At 41.1% G+C, this 19,190-nt stretch carries 14 protein-coding genes; 4 read left to right on the forward strand and 10 right to left on the reverse strand.

The genetic code is table 11. From position 1 onward, the window contains the following. Nucleotides 1–199: 199 nt before the first annotated feature. The 5 genes from rplA to E2I05_RS00675 form a co-directional block, all read right to left on the reverse strand. Nucleotides 200–898: a 50S ribosomal protein L1 gene (gene rplA / locus E2I05_RS00655; RefSeq protein WP_121853748.1), complete on the reverse strand. Its 699-nt coding sequence runs from the start codon at nucleotides 896–898 to the stop codon at nucleotides 200–202. Nucleotides 899–902: 4 nt separating this feature from the next. Continuing rightward, nucleotides 903–1,331 (reverse strand): 50S ribosomal protein L11, encoded by a 429-nt coding sequence (rplK, locus tag E2I05_RS00660; protein ID WP_121853747.1) that lies wholly within the window; start codon nucleotides 1,329–1,331, stop codon nucleotides 903–905. A 134-nt stretch (nucleotides 1,332–1,465) separates the two neighbouring features. Continuing rightward, nucleotides 1,466–2,017, reverse strand: a complete 552-nt coding sequence (gene nusG, locus E2I05_RS00665; protein ID WP_121853746.1) for a transcription termination/antitermination protein NusG — start codon at nucleotides 2,015–2,017, stop codon at nucleotides 1,466–1,468. A gap of 9 nt (nucleotides 2,018–2,026) precedes the next feature. Beyond that, nucleotides 2,027–2,398 (reverse strand): preprotein translocase subunit SecE, encoded by a 372-nt coding sequence (gene secE, locus E2I05_RS00670; protein ID WP_121853745.1) that lies wholly within the window; start codon nucleotides 2,396–2,398, stop codon nucleotides 2,027–2,029. Nucleotides 2,399–3,002: 604 nt separating this feature from the next. Then, on the reverse strand, nucleotides 3,003–6,863 hold the full coding sequence (locus tag E2I05_RS00675; protein WP_121853744.1) for a hypothetical protein: 3,861 nt from the start codon (nucleotides 6,861–6,863) through the stop codon (nucleotides 3,003–3,005). Between the two features lie 297 nt (nucleotides 6,864–7,160). Between E2I05_RS00675 and E2I05_RS00680 the strand changes: the two genes are divergently transcribed. Together E2I05_RS00680 and E2I05_RS00685 are read left to right on the forward strand one after the other, a co-directional pair. After that, nucleotides 7,161–8,486, forward strand: coding sequence for a M20/M25/M40 family metallo-hydrolase (locus E2I05_RS00680; RefSeq protein WP_121853743.1), 1,326 nt, complete (start codon nucleotides 7,161–7,163; stop codon nucleotides 8,484–8,486). A gap of 499 nt (nucleotides 8,487–8,985) precedes the next feature. Further along, nucleotides 8,986–9,609: an alpha/beta fold hydrolase gene (locus E2I05_RS00685; protein WP_165905494.1), complete on the forward strand. Its 624-nt coding sequence runs from the start codon at nucleotides 8,986–8,988 to the stop codon at nucleotides 9,607–9,609. Nucleotides 9,610–9,953: 344 nt separating this feature from the next. On the opposite strand, the gene polA is transcribed toward E2I05_RS00685, so the two are convergent. Beyond that, the gene (gene polA / locus E2I05_RS00690) at nucleotides 9,954–12,728 is read right to left on the reverse strand and encodes a DNA polymerase I (RefSeq protein WP_121853741.1); all 2,775 of its coding nucleotides are present in this window, start codon (nucleotides 12,726–12,728) and stop codon (nucleotides 9,954–9,956) included. 375 nt (nucleotides 12,729–13,103) lie between these two features. Between polA and elbB the strand changes: the two genes are divergently transcribed. Continuing rightward, nucleotides 13,104–13,757: an isoprenoid biosynthesis glyoxalase ElbB gene (elbB, locus tag E2I05_RS00695; protein ID WP_121853740.1), complete on the forward strand. Its 654-nt coding sequence runs from the start codon at nucleotides 13,104–13,106 to the stop codon at nucleotides 13,755–13,757. Here elbB and glpG read toward each other — a convergent pair. Further along, nucleotides 13,749–14,591 (reverse strand): rhomboid family intramembrane serine protease GlpG, encoded by an 843-nt coding sequence (gene glpG / locus E2I05_RS00700; protein ID WP_121853739.1) that lies wholly within the window; start codon nucleotides 14,589–14,591, stop codon nucleotides 13,749–13,751. The genes elbB and glpG overlap by 9 nt on opposite strands. A 114-nt stretch (nucleotides 14,592–14,705) precedes the next feature. Then, nucleotides 14,706–15,053, reverse strand: coding sequence for an alpha/beta fold hydrolase (locus E2I05_RS22885; protein ID WP_121853738.1), 348 nt, complete (start codon nucleotides 15,051–15,053; stop codon nucleotides 14,706–14,708). 922 nt (nucleotides 15,054–15,975) lie between these two features. On the opposite strand from E2I05_RS22885, the gene ltrA reads away from it, so the two are divergent. Beyond that, entirely contained in the window at nucleotides 15,976–17,082 is a 1,107-nt protein-coding gene (ltrA, locus tag E2I05_RS00710; protein WP_280525323.1) for a group II intron reverse transcriptase/maturase, read from the forward strand. 512 nt (nucleotides 17,083–17,594) lie between these two features. On the opposite strand, the gene fieF is transcribed toward ltrA, so the two are convergent. Both fieF and E2I05_RS00720 read right to left on the reverse strand, forming a co-directional pair. After that, a complete protein-coding gene (fieF, locus tag E2I05_RS00715; RefSeq protein ID WP_121854280.1) occupies nucleotides 17,595–18,464 on the reverse strand; it encodes a cation efflux pump FieF in 870 nt (289 codons plus the stop codon). 168 nt (nucleotides 18,465–18,632) lie between these two features. Continuing rightward, the gene (locus tag E2I05_RS00720; RefSeq protein ID WP_133309414.1) at nucleotides 18,633–19,124 is read right to left on the reverse strand and encodes a Spy/CpxP family protein refolding chaperone; all 492 of its coding nucleotides are present in this window, start codon (nucleotides 19,122–19,124) and stop codon (nucleotides 18,633–18,635) included. Nucleotides 19,125–19,190: the final 66 nt, after the last annotated feature.

The raw sequence follows: 19,190 nt of genomic DNA on the forward strand, positions 1-19,190 counted from the left end.
TCCAGCAGAAAAAAATCTATCTGGGGCCTGACACCATCTACGTAGGCATTGATTAAGCCATGCTATAACGCATTGCACCTACGGTCTTGGACGGAAACTCATTATCCTAATGAGCTTCAACCCACAAGGCGCGCGATTATAAAACAATCAAAGCGCCTTGTATACTCATATCAAATTTTTTTGCTATGAGTGAAATTGATTAAGCGACTTCTAGAGACCCTTGCTCAACCGTAACACCTGCACCCATAGTGGTAGAGATAGTTACTTTCTTCATGAAAACGCCTTTCGCTGAAGCAGGCTTAGCCTTCTTAACAGCAGCAAGGATGGCTTCCAAGTTTTCTTTAAGCTGAGTTGGTTCAAAATCCACTTTACCGATAGTAGTGTGAATGATGCCGTTTTTGTCATTGCGGTAACGCACTTGACCAGCTTTAGCGTTTTTAACGGCTTCAGCAACGTTTGGCGTTACAGTACCGGTTTTAGGGTTAGGCATAAGACCACGTGGGCCTAAGATTTGACCTAATTGACCAACAACACGCATCGCATCAGGAGATGCAACAACAACGTCGAAGTTCATTTCGCCTGCTTTAACTTGAGCGGCTAGATCATCCATACCAACAAGTTCAGCACCAGCTTCTTTCGCTGCTTCTGCGTTCGCACCTTGTGTGAACACGGCAACACGAACTTCACGACCTGTACCGTGTGGCAATACAGTTGCACCACGTACGTTTTGGTCAGATTTACGAGCATCGATGCCTAGATTTACTGCAACATCAACACTTTCTACAAATTTAGCTGTCGCTAATTCTTTCAATAAAGCAACGGCTTCATTGATGTCATAGCTTTTTGTTGCTTCAACTTTCTCACGGATCACGCGCATACGTTTAGTTAGCTTCGCCATTCTATTAATCCTCTACTACCAAACCCATTGAACGTGCAGTACCTTCAATTGAGCGAGTCATCGCATCAATATCAGCACCTGTCATGTCTATCGCTTTTAGCTCAGCAATTTCTTGCACAGCAGCGCGTTTAATCGTGCCCACTTTTTCAGTGTTAGGACGAGAAGAACCTGACTTAAGACCAGCCGCTTTCTTAAGCAAGAAAGATGCAGGTGGAGTTTTGGTTTCGAACGTGAATGAGCGATCGTTGTAAACTGTGATCACTACGGGTACTGGCATACCCTTTTCCATTTTTTCTGTACGTGCGTTAAACGCTTTACAGAATTCCATGATGTTCACACCTTTTTGACCCAAAGCTGGACCAACTGGTGGTGACGGATTGGCAGAGCCAGATTTTACTTGAAGTTTGATGTAACCATCAATTTTTTTAGCCATTTTGACTTTCCTCAGTTTGGGTGCAAACGCTATCAAACACTATGTTTGTAGCTCCCCTTAAAACAACGGTGGCGAATTATACCGATAGTCGCCACCGTTTACAAATTTCTCTTGAAGCTTAAGAAGAACTGAAATTAACCTTTTTCTACTTGGCCAAAATCTAATTCAACTGGAGTTGAGCGACCAAAGATCATTACTGACACTTTAACTCGGCTCTTATCGTAATCAACTTCTTCAACGGTTCCGTTAAAGTCAGCAAAAGGTCCTTCGATAACTCGAACCACTTCACCGGGTTCAAAGATGACGCGATGAGTCGGTGACTCAGTAGTTTCAGCAAGACGAGATAAAATCGCATCAGCTTCACGATCAGTAATGGGTGCAGGACGATCTGAAGTGCCACCAATGAAACCCATAACACGTGGAATGCTTTTCACTAAATGCCAGCTTTCGTCATTCATTTCCATTTGAACTAATACATAGCCGGGGAAGAACTTACGCTCGCTTTTGCGGCGTTGGCCTGCACGCATTTCCACAACTTCTTCGGTCGGAACAAGAATTTCGCCGAAGTAGTGTTCCATATTGTGCATTTTGATATGTTCGATTAATGACTTGCAAACACGACCTTCATAGCCGGAGAATGCTTGAACTACATACCATCTTTTTTTAGCTTCAATAGCTTCTGTCATGCTAAGTGCCTATACGCCAGTAATAAAGTTGACTATTTCTAATAACACCATGTCCATTAGCCATAAAATAACAGCTAAAATGGCTGTTGCGGCAAGAACAATAAAGGTTGTGTTCAGCGCTTCCTGACGTGTCGGCCAGATGACTTTTCGAACTTCAATGTGCGCTTCACGAGCAAATTCCAGCGCTTGTTTACCTTTCGCGGTTTGCAAAGCAATAACGCCAGCAATGGCAAACGCCACAACAACGCCACCAGCACGAACAAGTACACTTGCTTCGCTATACATTTGATTGCCAATTATTGCTGCTGCCAGCAAAATAATGGCGATGCCCCACTTAACAATATCCAGAGGGTTACTCTGGTTTTCAGTATTCGTTGTCATCGGTTAGTTCCGTTACTTAGTACGACCTGAGCTTATCTCTTAAGCCTATTTACGCTATTCGTATTTAATCTCTTAAATTGCAAGATTAGCTACGCTATGAAACATGGTTAAATTACCACATTTCTACCTATGTCATTGCCTATTTGCCTTGAACAGGTAAAAAATCGGTCATAGATTGTATTCTTAATCCGCATAATTGGCAAGGTATAAGCGTTATAGAGAATTTTATACCAATTACAGTAATTAACTTCCCACTCAGCAAGAGCTAAAGGATTTCAGTACAAGGCGCAAGTTTGAAGTACTATCGGGATAATTCAAAAACTTGTAACCTAGTAATGGAATCCTTTAGCCTTGCCCTTCGGGAGCGTGTATGTGTTCAAATTACTACGCAAAATTGTCTCAACGTAGCAATGTAATAACGACAGTTTTGTATGTCGGTAATAACTATGTCTTCATCAATTTCACTTGTACTTTGAACACATACATAACTCTGAGTTGGGAATTTAATTACTGTAATTGGTATTAATTAATGTATCTTTTTGATGCGGTTGAATCTGTTTATGTTTGTGTTGATTTTCATGATGAGTTTATGGGTATAGAAAAATCATCCGTAAAGTTTCTTTTCTGGATGATAGACAGTGACAAATTGAGGGTTATTTTGGGCGTCATAACCATGAAATCGTTGCTCTGGTTTCACTACTAAACCATAATCATCTTCAAGCTTTTTTGTCACCGTAGGGGAACAAAGCAAATGCTGAGTTAATGTCCCCGTAAGAGGAAGGATCCCGTTTTGTTTTAATCTGCGGATTTCCTCTTCTATTTCAATTTTTAATTGTGGTTCTAATGTAGTGATATCTCCGTGCTCAAAGGTCAGTTTTTCAAGCACTGTCATTTTTGTTGGTACGCGAATTTGACGCAATTCGATTTCGTTATGGATACTGGATAAGTATTCTTTACCATCTTTTGTGCGTAAACAGGCTGCTCGCCCGTTTGTTTGTTTCAATGCTTCTTTACTGTGATCTTCAGTGCAGGTCATTAACTCTGCTTGTTTTGCTATTGCTCGGCGTACGTTATCGTCCAGTGCTTGCATTGTACAATCATAAGCACTGGTTGCTCGAGTGATCTTCAATTTTCGCTTTTCATTGCTTACATCAAGCTTATATCGCTCTATATAAGAACCTGTATGGCTTTTGTCGCTTTTAGGCATGCCTCCTGTGACATAAGCAAGATCTTTAGCGCCTTCCATTAGGCTCATAAAGGTTGCTTTAAAGACTGAGTCTTGTTCCATTGCTTCGGGTAAATCAAGCAGCTCTGATTGGAAGTATGTCCATTTTTGTAGGCCTTTATCTGTTTTCCATTGTTTTGAAATATGGTTTAGTCGGATAACGTCGATACGATCAGCTAGTCGGATTATTTGGCGTACAGTTCTTTCTTCTGGGGTACATTCTGGGGATGTATCGGGGTAAAGCTGAGGGAGAGTACAGTCAGATAAATCACTTTCTTTGTTTTTGAGTGCGGTAGCTACAAGCTGTGTTATGGCTGAAGAATATCTAGCCGCCATTTTCATATCTCGTTGGAAAATAGCCGCAGCTTGAATTTCCTCTTCTGATTTGTCGGTTACTTCGGCCGCAACGTCATGGTAAATCATTGCGAGAGGAATTAACTCTTTTAATTCTGGTTCCTCAATAAACAGTTCCGCAGTAGTTGGCTGATATAGGATAAATAGTTCGATTAAGGCTTCTGCAATGATTTGTGTACGAGTGACGTGTTCAGCACCATGGTTTTTTTTAAACATAACCGGAACAGGTTTTACGGACGACACTAACACTTCTAGCTGCTTTTCTTGGGGGGAGCAGTAATAATGATGAACAGCAGTTTGAGCAAGTGCTAGGTAACTTTTATTCCTAGTGATAGGTGACTTGTCATATCTTTTTCTCAACCAATTAAAATGAGCGGAATTTTGTACTTTTATCGGCTTTTTTACTGTTTGAGGTAGGCTTTCGGTTTTTACAGGCATATCGATGACGGGTTTATTTTGTTGCATGGTATCGATACACTCTATGTAAGCTATTTTTGCGGATTTTTGGTCATGAATTGTATTGAGTTTTTTTGTATAATATTGATCGAGTAAAGTGAGTGCTTCTTGTTTACGCTCGTTGTAGAGATGCTTTGCAACTTGATCCGACATATTTCTACCTACTCGAAGTTGCCTGCCAAATTCATGGGTAAAGTAGTAAACATTACCTTTACTATTTATTTTATCTTTTGTCGTTACCGCGTGTTCAGTCTCAAATGCTTCTGATTTAATTTCATCAAAATCTTCGTTGAAACTCTCTGGTTTGTTTTTGGAAACGAGCAAACAATTCTCATTCATTGGAGTTAACGGTACAAAATTCGGAGTGATTGTTTTATGAATACGAGTTGATCGTTTGCTCAACCATTGACGAAACACCATTAACCAAGCACTTACCTTTCCTTGGTTGAGTCTTGCTTCAGGCGGCGCAAAAGGGTTAATTTCACAGCCTGTGATGATTTCAAAATCTTGGTAATAAATTCTTGTTTGTTTGGTACTTGCTATTATTGGTGGTAATAAAGGCGTATCGGGAACTGAAGTTGCCTCTTCTACGTCAAGTTCTAGTTTAAATTCGTTGTTTACAATGGCTATATCATGATCATGGTTATACTGTTCATCATGCAGTAAAGATGTATTTTCTTGTTCTAATTGTGTTCGTAATTCCTGAGTGTCAACACGAAAGCCAAACGGTAATAAGGCTTTAATTAGCTGAATGATAGGGTGAGCTTCTAATTTATTCACATTAAAGTCATTCATTTCACTGATGTCGAGCTTCTCTTTTATTGTGTCAGTAAAAAAGACTCTCAATTCAGTAGGTTGAAGATGAAGTGTGTTTTTGATTGCAAGGGCAGCTTGTTGTAATTGCTCTTGGTCAAATATATTTTTTTGAAAATGATTAATTGCTGTTGATAGTAAATCCTGCCATTCTTCTGTTTGTTTATAAGGCATTTTTTCTAAGTTTATGGGTTCTTGATGCTGAACCATGTATAACCAAAGTATAGGGGTTTGTTTAAGCAATTTCTGGTCGATTTTGACTTCGCAGCCTTGTTGATAAAGGCGTATGCCAATTTGGTGCAGTTCGTGCTGTCTTTCTGCTGCATCTTTATATTGCTCGTGAACCAAAATTTGGAATAGATTAAAGTATCCCATGACTCCTGCGCAGTGTGTGTAGTAGGTGGTGTTCAGATTGGCGCCATTTTCACAGCAAAGCTCAAATTTGGTTAAATTGCCTTCTCGAACGGCACTGAGTATCGCATTGCGATATGGAGTGGATAAAACACGTATCGCTTCAGAGAGTTCACTCGGCGGGTGTTGCAGTAAATCAAGCAGCTGAGACGGTGGTAGATGGCACAAGAGTGATTCAATGTTTGTTGACGCTGTTTTTTCAGCAAACACTCTCATCTTTTTTATACCAAAGTTTAATTCATTAATATTGTCATGTGTCAGTCCTAGGTCACTAAGGAAAACAATTTCTTTAATTTCTCCTGATTGGCAGCTGTAAAATACCACTGGCAATTCATCGATATTCAGTTCCTTCTCAAGTTTTGTCTTCAGCTGAAGCTTTTTAGATAGTTGATTTAAACTGCATGGGAATGGAATGATCACACATTGGTACTGCTCTACTCGGTAACCTTCAATAATGGTTTCGTTTGTTTTTTGGGAGTATATTTGCTCTTCAGGTTTGTTATGGCCACTCATATGAGTACCGTCTTCTTTAAAATGACCCGAAGTTCTGGAGCGGTATAGCGAGTCGAGTCGATTATCAGACTCTGATATTTTCTCAAACAAACAATGGCGATTAGGATGAAGCTGCCTGAAATGAGCCGTTAGGCTCGTATTACTAGTGGTCGAGGTGTCTTTTTTATAGCAATACAATGCTTTGACAGGGTACAGCCCTAAATGAAGTTCCAGATAAAATAATTCAACCCGCATACCTCTTTTTAATATTGTTCCCGGCCTAGGTTCGACTTTTTGAGATTGATATTCCAACTCTAATCCTGCGCAGCCAATTGTCGGACTATCGACATTAATGCCACGACAGAATAAGTCACCGATTTCAAAAAGCTGCAGGATATGTTCTCTTTTTTGCTGTTTTGTTTGAGGATCTAACAGAGAATGGTTCAACCATTTCTCATTAACTTCAGGTGTTCGACTGGCAGCAGAAACAAACTCAAAGTTATGTTCTGCTGCCAATGCTCGCCATTGATTGAAAAGTCTTGGGTTGACAGGGACCACTTGGCGTTCCTTAAAAAAGTTACTCTGGGAGATCGATTGCGAAGTATGATTGGCTTCAAACGACTCGAAAGCTTGGTCTATTTCATAGGAATCATGTGATTGGTTATCAGGAAAGGTAAATAAGTCTCTGGCTAAGGTGTGGAGTTCGACAGACAACTTATATTTTCCTTCGTACTGTATAAAGTGTTATTGCAAAAAGTTATTCGTTAGGTATTCGAGAATCAAATTTTAACTTAACAAATAAGAGTGTTATTTAATTTAATCGCTTTTATATTAGTGGGTTATTGTTTTTTGATTAATAATGATTAATGTGTTTTTAATGATGTGAGTCTGTTGAATGAGCAAGGACTTTAATTGTTGAAGGATTTCTTTATCACTAAATCAACATCAAAGTTGAGTAACATAATAAAAACGTACACAATACTTTTACCTGACACAATTATAAAATGCCCTATGAACTTGAAACGAATTCTTACTTTTTCAGCATTGGCTCTGACCAGTTACAGTACGGCCGCGACTGATATCTCCCTTGATTCGATAAAAAAAGACATTACTTTTTTAGCACATGATGATCTCAAAGGGCGGGCGAGTTTCACCGTTGAAGCAGAACAAGCAGCAGATTATATAGCTCAGCGCTTTAAAAATATTGGTCTACTACCATACAAAGGTACGTTTAAGCATACTTTTCCTGTTTATGTTCGACAAGTGACTCAAGTTGATGTGGCACTTAATGGTAAGGTGGTTGCTGATAAACATCTTGCTATCGTGACAACCGCTAAAAATGTGTCTTGGCATCAAGGCAACACGAATGTGTCAACCCATCGAGTGGCTGCTGAGGATAGTTTAGGGGAAAAACTGTCGGAGTTGAACCTTCAAGGTGGTAACCATCTCGTATTGGTCGACGTTGCTCATGAAAAAATGTTTGGACGTTATAAACACTATTTTGAACGTCCGAAAACCAGCCTTTCGGATGACAATACGGGGACTTTGGTCTTAGCGCTAACGAAGGAAGATCAAGCGAATCACTTTTTGATTTCAGCTCAGAGCCAGACGGAAAAGAAAAAACTGACTAATGTAAGTGGCCTTTTACCGGGGCGTTCAAAAGATTATGAAGTGGTGCTTTTTTCTGCGCATTATGATCATATTGGTATGTTGCAACAAGATGAGGAAGGCGCTAAAAAGACTGATGTGATATTTAATGGCGCCGATGATGATGCATCAGGCACTACCGCCGTAATTAACCTTGCTCAGCATTTTAAAGACAAGAATGACAATGAACGTAGTTTGATGTTTGTAGCTTTTGCTGCTGAAGAAATTGGTGGTTTTGGGTCGCAATTTTTCTCAAAACAGTTACCAGTTAAAAATATCATGGCAATGATCAATCTAGAAATGATTGGTAAACCTTCCAAATTTGGTCATGGTAAAGTGTGGATGACCGGAATTGAACGTTCTGATCTTGGCGATATCATGAATGATGCACTTAAACCTCATGATACCGAAATTTTCGCTGATCCATATCCAAAACAGAAGCTGTTTTATCGTTCTGATAATGCCACTCTCGCACGTCTAGGTGTGCCAGCACACAGTTTTAGTAGCACCCAGCTCGATAAAGATCCTCATTACCATAAAGTGAGTGACGAAGTGTCTACGTTAGATTTAGAATCAATGAAAAAAGTCATTGATACTATCGCACGTGCCGTAGAACCCATTGTGGCAGCAGAAGCGACACCAAGTCGTTTGGACGCGACGCAAGTGAATGCTAAGGGCAAAATTTTTTAGCGATAAACATAAACAACATGTGCGCATAGTTGTATGCCCATGCAGAGCGGCTTCGTGGTGAATTCGAGATATATTGGTGAAGCCTTTATCAACGACTTCAGTAACGAGGCCGTTTTGCGTTTTGCTCAATTTTAGGTATTCACCAAAATTTCTTACCCATTCATGAAATAGATGCACCGAAAGGGTTAAAAATCCATATATGAACCTAAATAAATCGGTTGAACGCACAATTTAGCTTTAATTTATTGAAGTTAAATACAAAATTAAACAACCCTAATTTACCCATCAGGTGAGTGCTGAACATTCATATACTTGCCAAAACCACCGCTAACTGCGTTATAAATTTTGCAAGTAGAATCACTACTTGCTGCTATTCATGCCTTGCTATCAGTAATTTTTTCTGCGTATATGAACGCTCCCAACCGATTTATTTAGGATGAAGGTAAAACTCTATTTACTCCCAGGCACTCAGAGCAATGAAAAATTATGGGAAAAGCTGTTGTCTGAGTCGAATCATCAATTTGAATTCATACAGTTAGCTATTCCTATTGCGGCTGACTTTAATGAATTAATTGAGAAAATCATCGCTAAACTTCCAGACGAGAGAATCAACCTGCTCGGATTTTCATTAGGGGGTTATTTAGCCGCTCACATCGCGATGATTCACCCTGAGAGAGTAAGTCGATTAATGGTTATAGCAAACAGCCCTTGCCAGTTAAACGCTCACGAATTAATCCAACTCCAGCAGGTGCTTAATTTTATCGAACAGTTTGGCTATAACGGTATGGGCTATAAAAAAGCCGCCAGTATGGTGGATGATGCACAGGTTCATGCTGATGTGATTGATACTTTGTTGCAGATGGATGCCAAGCTCGGCAAAACTACCTTGGTCAATCAATTAGAAATCACTTCATATCGAGAAGATCTAGCCCTGCCGCTATCGAAGTTGACGATGCCAATAAGTTTTTATTACAGCGAAGCCGACAGCTTGATTAATAAGACATGGATAAATGGACTGAGTAAGCATCAACACATTTCGGTTTATTGCACTTCAGGTAAAGGGCATATGTTGCCACTGGAAAAACCAAAAGAGTTATTGAGGGTGATTGAGCAGTGGGTATGATTGTCTCTGGGCATAAAAAAAGCCCCAGCAACAAAGTGCTGAGGCGCCATAATGTGGCTTTTCACTAAAAAGTGAAATAAAAAGGTCTGAAAGATAGAACATCTTAACCTCTGTACCCTACGCCGAAGATATTACGATATTCATTGGCTCATGAAAAACAGTTTTCTCAAAAACGATTCAATAATGTGAAATAGATCGCGTAATTGCAGTAAATGATATCAATTTGTGTATAGGTGTTATTTTTTGATTAAATGGTGTAGAAATTTAGATTTAAACGACCATGCTGGCTTTCGCGGTAGTGGTCGCATAAATAGTAGAATTTATTGGATGAATACAAGCCGCTTTTAGTGCGCTTGTTGCCAGTTATCACCGAGACCAGCTTCTGCGAGTAATGGCACATCTATCTGAGCAGCTTGAGCCATTAACTCACAGACTTTAGCTTTAAGTGTTTCAGCTTGAGCTTCGTCGACTTCAAAGACTAATTCATCGTGTACTTGCATGATCATATTAATTTCACCATTGGTCTCGGTCGCTATCCAATGGGCAACAATAATCATGGCTTTTTTGATGATGTCAGCGGCCGTTCCTTGCATGGGGGCGTTAATCGCGGCGCGTTCTGCAGCTTGGCGGCGCATGGCATTTCGGGCTTTGATTTCTGGTAAATATAAGCGTCGACCAAATAAGGTTTCGACGTAGCCTTGTTCAGCCGCTTCAGCGCGAGTGTCTTCCATGTACTTTTTTACGCCCGGATAACGAGCAAAGTAAGTATCAATATAAGACTGTGCTTCGGCGCGTGCAATATCAAGTTGTTTGGCTAAGCCAAAGGCTGACATGCCATAAATTAAACCGAAATTAACCGCTTTTGCACGACGACGTTGTTCCGTTGAGACTGCTTCAAACGGTACATCAAATACTTCCGCAGCAGTCGCACGATGGATGTCTTTGTTGGCTGCGAATGCGTCGAGTAAACCACGATCTTGTGATAAATGAGCCATGATCCTAAGTTCAATTTGTGAATAATCCGCCGCGAGCATTTTGCGACCGCTTGGTGCAATAAAGGCTTGACGAATTCGGCGCCCTTCTTCGGTACGAATGGGAATATTTTGCAAATTAGGATCACTCGAAGACAATCGACCCGTCGCGGCATTAGCTTGGTGATAACTGGTGTGTACGCGGCCTGTTTTACCGTTTACCATTAATGGCAGCTTATCGGTGTAAGTGCTTTTAAGCTTAGCTAAACTGCGGTGCTCCAATATGATTTTTGGTAGTGGGTAATCTAATGCCAATTCAACTAAGACTTCTTCCGCTGTCGAAGGTGCGCCTTTAGGGGTTTTCTTGATGATGGGATAACCCAACTTTTCAAAAAATAATACTTGTAATTGTTTGGGCGAACTTAAATTAAAGGTGTCGCCTGCAATCTCATAAGCTTGTTGTTCAAGTTTGTGGATCTTCTGTTCAAGTTCTTGGCTTTGCTGACCGAGCAACATGCTGTCGATCAATACACCGCCGCGCTCCATATTTGATAATACAGACAAAACAGGCAATTCAATATCAGTGAATACACGAGCCAACTCGGGGGATTTTTCGAGTCTTGTCCATAAATGTTGATGCAAACGCAAAGTGATGTCAGCGTCTTCAGCGGCATAAGGTGATGCCGTTTCGAGAGGAATTTGATTAAAGGTTAATTGTTTAGCACCTTTACCAGCTATTTCTTCGAAACTAATGGTTTTGTGGCCAAGATACTTAAGAGCGAGATCGTCCATGTTGTGACGAGAAGCCACGGAGTTGAACACGTAAGATTCGAGCATAGTGTCGAATTCAATACCCTGTAATTCGATACCTTCGTTGGCTAAAATTGCAACATCATACTTTAAATTCTGGCCGACTTTTTTGATCTTCGGATTTTCTAATAGTGGTTTTAATTTGGCTAATGTTTCAGCTTTATCAAGCTGAACAGGTGCGTCTAAATAATCGTGTCCAAGGGGTAAATAAGCAGCTTTGCCGGCTTTTACTGCAAAAGATAGACCGACTAACTGAGCATCCATATAATCAAGGCTGGTTGTTTCAGTATCGATGCAAATTAATGATGCTTGTTCAAGTTGGGTTAGCCAAGCATTGAGATCATCTGTTGTTAATAGTGTGCTGTAATCGGTTTCAATCGTTTCGGCTACGACTATTTCATCATCGTTATTAGTAATCGTCTTGTTTGTTGGGGACATTTGATTACTTGAACTGCCACTGTCAAGCAATTCAGCGAGCCAGCGTTTAAATTCCATTTCACCAAAGCATTTTATTAATTCATCATTGTCAGCTGGTTGGTGTTCTAACGCTTGCCATGTTTGCTCAAGTTCAACATCAAGTTTAATGGTGGCAAGCTCGTAAGATAATTGCAGTGCCTTCGCATTATCACGAATTTTGGTTGGCATGGTTTTCGAACCTCGAAAGCCAAGGGCTACGACAGCGTCAGGATCGGAGAGTATATTTGCGACACTACCAGCACCGATGAGTAAGGCTAAGGCTGTTTTTTCGCCAACACCTGGTAATCCCGGAATGTTATCGGCTTTGTCGCCCATTAGGGCGAGTAAATCGATTATACGATCAGGACGAACCCCAAACTTTGTGGTGACTTCATCAGGTCCAAGGATGGTATCTGTCATGGTGTTAATTAGGGTGACATTATCGTCAACTAATTGTGCCATGTCTTTATCACCCGTGCTGATCAACACATTGCGACCGTCTTTGCTCGCTTGAGTGGCGATTGTGCCAATGACGTCATCGGCTTCAACGCCCGGAATCGAAATGAGAGGTAACCCCAATGCTTTAATAATGCGGTGTAATGGCTCTATTTGATTACGCAAGTCATCCGGCATAGGTGGACGCTGGGCTTTGTATTCACTGTACATATCATTACGAAATGTTTTGCCTTTGGCGTCAAAGACCACGGCTATATGGCTTGGAGAATATTGCTTGAGTAAGCTGCGCAACATATTAACTACACCATAGACAGCTCCGGTGGCTTCGCCTTTCGAATTGGTTAAGTGCGGTGGCGCATAATAAGCGCGATAGAGATAAGAAGAACCATCGACAAGAACGAGTGGGTTATCGGCAATTGTTGGCATAGGTAATGAAGATTTCTTTGTGGCTTTGATTAGTTAATAGCATGCCACAGACAGGCAAAATCGGCTACGACAATTTCTATCATAACTTGTGGATAAGTCTGTGAATTTAAATTTTTGATCGCCAAAGCAGATCGCAGATCAATGAAACGCAATAAGCTTAACCTATTGATTTTTAGTGGTTAATTTCTTTTGGTGATGCAGTTGTGTAATCGATTGAAATTTAGTCGTAATTTGTGGACTTTTATTATTGCAAGCTGTTTCATCCTTGATTCAGTACAATTTTATGGTAGGTATATTTGCTGTAATTAAGTTAGCATATTTTTCGAGCAGATCAATCAAAAAATGAACAATTTGTTAAATAAAAAGGTAATTCATATGAAAAAGGTGGCTGTGCTATTAAGCGGATGTGGTGTCTTCGATGGTTGTGAGGTTAATGAGGCGGTGTTAACTCTGCTAACGATCGCAACAGAAGGTGCAAGTTATCAATGTTTTGCGCCAGATCAAGAACAAATGCATGTGATTGATCATTTGAGCGGAAATGTAGCGGAAATGGAAAAGCGAAATGTATTGGTGGAGTCAGCACGTATTGCACGTGGTGAAGTACTTGCAACAACGGCATTAGAAATTGACAATTTTGACGCGCTTATTATTCCGGGAGGTTATGGCGCGGCAAAAAATTTATGTGATTTTGCAGTAAATGGAGCAGATTGTGAAATATCCACATTAGTTGAGTCCTTTATCGATCAATTTAAACAAGCTCAAAAACCAGTGGGTTTTATTTGTATTTCACCAGTGATGATCCCAAAGATCTATCCTCAAGGTGCTACTGGCACTATCGGTACAGATGAAGAAACGGCTGCTGCATTTGATGTGATGGGTGGCCAGCATCAACAAACTAATGTGGATGACATTGTTGTGGATAGCAAAAATAAAGTGGTCAGCACTCCGGCTTATATGTTGGCGAACACCATAGTGGAAGCTCACAAGGGCATAGAAAAATTGGTTAAAAAAGTCATAGCACTAACGTGAAGGACTTTTTCGGCTGTCTATCCAGCCTTGAACTAGGCCTATAATGAATCCAGCTAAGTGAGCACCGTTGGCCGTAGCCGTCGGTAAGGCTTGGCTGAAGCCTAACACCATCCATACAATGGTGATGACCACTAAAGCGGGTTGAATTTGTATACCGCAATCAGGCCGACGTACACTGAGCACAGCCACATAAGCGATGAGCGCATACACGACGCCGGACAGCCCGCCGAAGTTAGGACCAGCAAGAAAGTACTGAACAACATTAGGCAAGGTGCCGGCGACAATTAATAATGTCAGTAGTTTTGTTAATCCAAGATATCTTTCAATTTTACCACCGAAGTACCACCACCAGAGCAAGTTTGAGAGAATATGAATTAACGAAAAATGCAGTAAGCTTGGAGTGAAAAAGCGCCAAAATTCATTGGCTTGGTTATTGGCGGTTGCGCCGAAGTAGGAAAATGCGGAATACATTTGACTGGCAAAACCCAGATTCATCAAGCCGAAAATCAAAATACAACTAATAAATATAATGAAGGTCAATGGACCTGAGTTGGCTAAAAACTGCTTGATAATAGGGCGTGACGATGAAGTGTATTCGATTTTATTGCGTGTATCGCCATGTTCCCAAGAAGCTTGTAAGTATCTAGGATCGTTTGGATGCGATAGAAAGTGCTCTAATACTTTATGGGCGATTTCGGCGTCATCTTCAGTAGCCACAAGAATGATCACCCCTTGTGGTATTGGCTCTAACACGCACTTGATGCCTTGACTCTTTAGGTAGTCAGAATACGCTTGCGCGGCACGTAGGTTCGGTATTTCGCCAATTTCTATCATGTTGATACTCTATTTTGTATTTAATGGCTTGGAGTTTAGCAAGCATTATTTAGGTTCGCTTTGATAAGCTGAGCGATCTTTTCAGTTAACCATTGCGGCCCCAAATCCGCAATATCATTGTGGCGAGCATTGCCAATAGTGAACACACGCAGTTAAGTTTTCGAGCTCATCTTTACGATACAATACCCCTTCATCAGCCGGAAAGTCAGAGGCACGGATCGATAACACTTTGATATTTTTATCGCGTGGCAAGGGTACTCGGCGATGATCTAATGTTACCACTGAAGTAACATGTTGGGGATATTGCGCGGTATATAAGGCCGAAATATCCCCTCCGTTTGAATGGCCGACAAAAAGCGGTTTCTCAAAATGATAAGCTGGGTATCGGCTTGAAAGCGTTTGTCTGACGTACTCAAGAGTATTGCCCCCCGCGTTGCCAGTTTTCGAGTCTAGTAATGGAATAGGATTTTTCTATTGATAAACCTAAAAACATCAGTTGAACGCAGAGTATATGAGCAACTGTTTGAGCAATACGATGATTTTATTATCATGTTTTTCACCCAATGAGTGAAATGCTCTACGCTCACAAGCTTGTTAAAATGGCTGCTATCTGCGTTGTAACTTTTGCAAGTAGAATAACTACTTGCTGCAAGCTACGCCTTAATATCAGCATTTTTCCTACGCTTGAGAATGCAGTCAACTGATGTTTCTAGGGAGCGCCACGAAGCGCTTTATTCTGTTGCGGGATTTGTCTCAACGTATACGCAGCCAAGCGATTACATGGCCATAAACCAGAGACAGCAACGTTATTATTTATAATAAGTCCATCAGGTTGAAACGTACCTGACGGGATAATTACCAGTTCATCCCGAAATCTGACGGGCATGCATAATGGGTAACCGCTATGACATGAAGCCCTGTGACAAAGGCCTTGAATAAAGGTTGAGATGCAATGTAGGCCGCAGCATCAAGCGAATTCAGTTAAGCGTCGTAAATCAAAAAATGAAGATGGGGAGTCTTTCCTAGTTGACGAACCCTGACACAAACAGAGAAGCAACTGGTAAATGCATCTGTTTGATCTTCCGGCGTAATATGAAGTGGCATGTATTGAAGGAAATAAAGTGAACGTGGGAGAGCCTGAGTGTTGGAAGGTAGTGACTTCCACTATCCGAATATAAGGTAAACCGAAATTTCAGATAGGGCGCTCAGGCAGTCGGATGAGCCCATAGTACCGTTAACCGTGAAGACAACATAACTTTACATCAGGGAAGGGGCTCAGTGTTACACCCGTTTTTTAACGTAACTTTTGAGGTGAAATTGCCATATGGCTAACACTCCAGTAAATATCAGAATATTACAGCGAAAACTTTAAGGAATTGATGGCATCACATTCAGTTATCTAGAGCAGCAAAAGAAAGTCGTTGCGCTGTTAAAAGAAATTCAAACTCAATTACAACAGAAAAACTATCGACCTAGCCCAGTCAAACGAGTAGAAATACTCAAAGACAACGGCAAAACGCGGAAACTTGGGATCCCGATAATCAGTGACAGAATTGTGCAAATGGCGATGACAATAGTGATGCAACCCGTCTACGAACCTCATTTACATGAACACAGTTATGGCTACCGTCCATGTCGAAGCGCCCAGCAAGCGGTAAAAGTCATTGAAATGAGCCTAAAACAAGGCTATCAGCACGTACTTGATGCTGACTTGAGCGCCTATTTCGATACCATCCCGCACGCTAAGTTGATGGCAAAAGTAGAAAGGCGAATAAGCGACAGCAGCTTTCTGAGTTTACTGAAAAGCTTTATCAAAGCGCCCATCAGCATAGAGACGGTCAACGGGAAATGGCGAATAGAAGCAAGCCGATGTGGCACTCCGCAAGGCGGAGTTATCTCTCCACTACTGGCTAACATCTATCTCAACGATTTCTGTTTGAAAATACACGAAAAAACACCGTGTAAAATCGTTACCTATGCAGATGATTTTGTTGTACTTCATAAGCAAACCTACACACAAGAGCAACTGGACTGGATAACACAGCAATTAAGTGATGAAGGTCTGAAGCTAAATCAAAGTAAAACCCACTGTGTGGATATGGGAAAGCTGATGAATGAGTTTGATTTCCTCGGTTTTAACTTTCAACGGATCACAGGCCTCATCAAAGGCACCAGTTACATCAAGATAGAGGCGTCTAAGAAGAGCCAAACAAAGCTGAAAAATAAAATCAGAGACATAGTGAAACACCGAACCTCAAATACACTTGGCGTACTGATAAATAAGGTTAATCAAGTTCTGAGGGGATGGAAACACTATTTTGGTGGGATAGGTTATCCCAGAGGTGTATTTTTCAGAATAAATGGATTTGTAGTAAACCGGTTCTATCGCTGGCATCGTCGCTTAAGTCAACGTCGAAGCAAGTATCTATCACGAGGTGCTTACGAAAAATTACGCCAAGCTGGTCTTGAGTATTTACCCACGACAAGATGATAAGCAAAGTGAAGGGGCTGAGAGAAGTGTAACAACAGAGCCGTGTGAGGGAAAACCTCATGCACGGAATCGAAGAGGGGCTGCTGGATAAGCGATAGCGAAGCCAGTAGCCTACTCTACATAAAGGCGGATCTTGAGGTAGCTCATGATCAATGGTGACAACCAAATAGCCTAATTGATTGAATGCATCAACCAAAAACTGATATTGAGTATGGACAATGCCATAACCAGAACCCAGTAATGCGACTGGGTACGGAGTGCTAGCTGTGCAGCCTTTTGTGTTGCGTGCTTGATGAACTTCGATGGGAATAGAGCGATTTCTATGGGCATCTAATAACAGTTGTTCTGCTGCATTAGCCGCTGGCAGCAGTAATGACATGATAAAAAATGATGTAAAAAAACCAAGGTGTTAATAATCGTTTCATAGCACTTAAATTCCGCTTTTGTCAGTAGATTACGTTATGAAACGACACATGTGAATCAGATGTTGTGTTATTTGCACAGAATCCGTATTAAATCGGATCTTGATGAATAATCACCTCTGCATGAGGAAATAGCTCAGCGATTTTTTTCTCGGCAGCGTCGGCTATTGCGTGAGTTTCATGCAAGGTTAGTGTACCTTCAAGCTCAAGGTGGAGTTGCACAAAAGCGGTTTTACCAGATTGGCGGGTACGTAAATCGTGTATACCAATAACCTTATTGTCGCGGGTAGCGATGTCAGTGATCTGTTGTCTGATTTCCTCGCTTAACTCTCTATCCATTAAATCCTGAACAGAGTGATAAGCTAAATCAATACTCTGCCAGCCAAGATAAAGTGCAATGAGTACAGCAAATAGACCATCCGCCCACCACCAACCATACTGAGATAAGACGAGCGCGAGTAGAACTGTAGCGTTGAGCAATATATCACTGGTGTAGTGGAGCGAATCGGCTGCGATAACTTTACTATTAGTATGTTCAAGCACTTTACGTTGCAGTATTACCAACGCAAAAGTCAAAATAATCGCAAAGACACTGACTGAAATACCAATGCTGGTATTGGTAATGGGGACGGGGCCGATAAGCCGCTCACTACCATAAAAAAGCAGTAGTACAGCGGTACCAAGAATAAAAGCCGATTGCGCTAATGCCGCAAGCGATTCAGCTTTACCGTGGCCAAACTTGTGCTCGTCGTCAGCAGGGGTGATGGCATATCTTATTGCAATGAAATTAATGATTGACGTTGCGCCATCAGCAAATGAGTCCGCCAACGAGGCCAGCATGCTGGCTGAGCCTGAATACAACCACGCTAAGGCCTTAACGATGATAAGTACGATGGCTACAGACACTGAAGCTCGGCTTGCCAGTTTTACCCAAAAATCATAAGAATTTGCTTGCATCATAACGAATCGAATAAACCAAGATTTTTATCGATTATAGGATAAATTGAATAAAGTTTTATTGCAGTAGCGCAAAGTTACAGGGATGAGTCGAAGCCGCAAAATTAATCGTACAATTTAAACGGCTCGCTCTTACGGTGAATACTGGACATCGAAGCGTGAGTCGCTGAATCAATGTTGTCTTCTTTTGTGTCTGCGTTGCTTCATTTCATCGGCTTGCTGTTTTTGCTCTGGTGTCAGCAATTGGTATAAGTCATGTTGTAGTTTCAATTTATTCAGAGCATGTTGCTGGCGTTGCTCTGAGCGCTGGGCGATCAACGCATTGGCACTTTGTTCATCAAAACTATCTGCTTTAATGAGTGCCTGAATTTGTTGAGCATAATTTTTGCGGTCTTCAATGGATGCTTTTATGGTACGAGTATTTTGTTTATGAGCTTTTACTAGGGCTTTAGCTTGTTGCTTTTGTTCGTCAGTCAGGTCAAGTTTGCGCAGTATTTTCATCATGTGAATACCACCATGATGATGTGTACGGTGAATTTTTTCACTTTTTTGTACTTTCATTTGCGGGGCGCTGTCTTGATGAGCAATAACAGAAGGTACGATGGCGACTGAGCCAATGACTAAGGTTAATGCGGCCACTTGGCACTTGGTAAGTATTTTCATCTGTCACTCCTAAAAATAAATAAAATGATTGGGACAAATGAAGTCTACGCTTTTGAATGTAAGTTT

It is taken from the genome of Parashewanella spongiae, assembly GCF_004358345.1.
In the GTDB taxonomy this organism is placed as follows: domain Bacteria; phylum Pseudomonadota; class Gammaproteobacteria; order Enterobacterales; family Shewanellaceae; genus Parashewanella; species Parashewanella spongiae.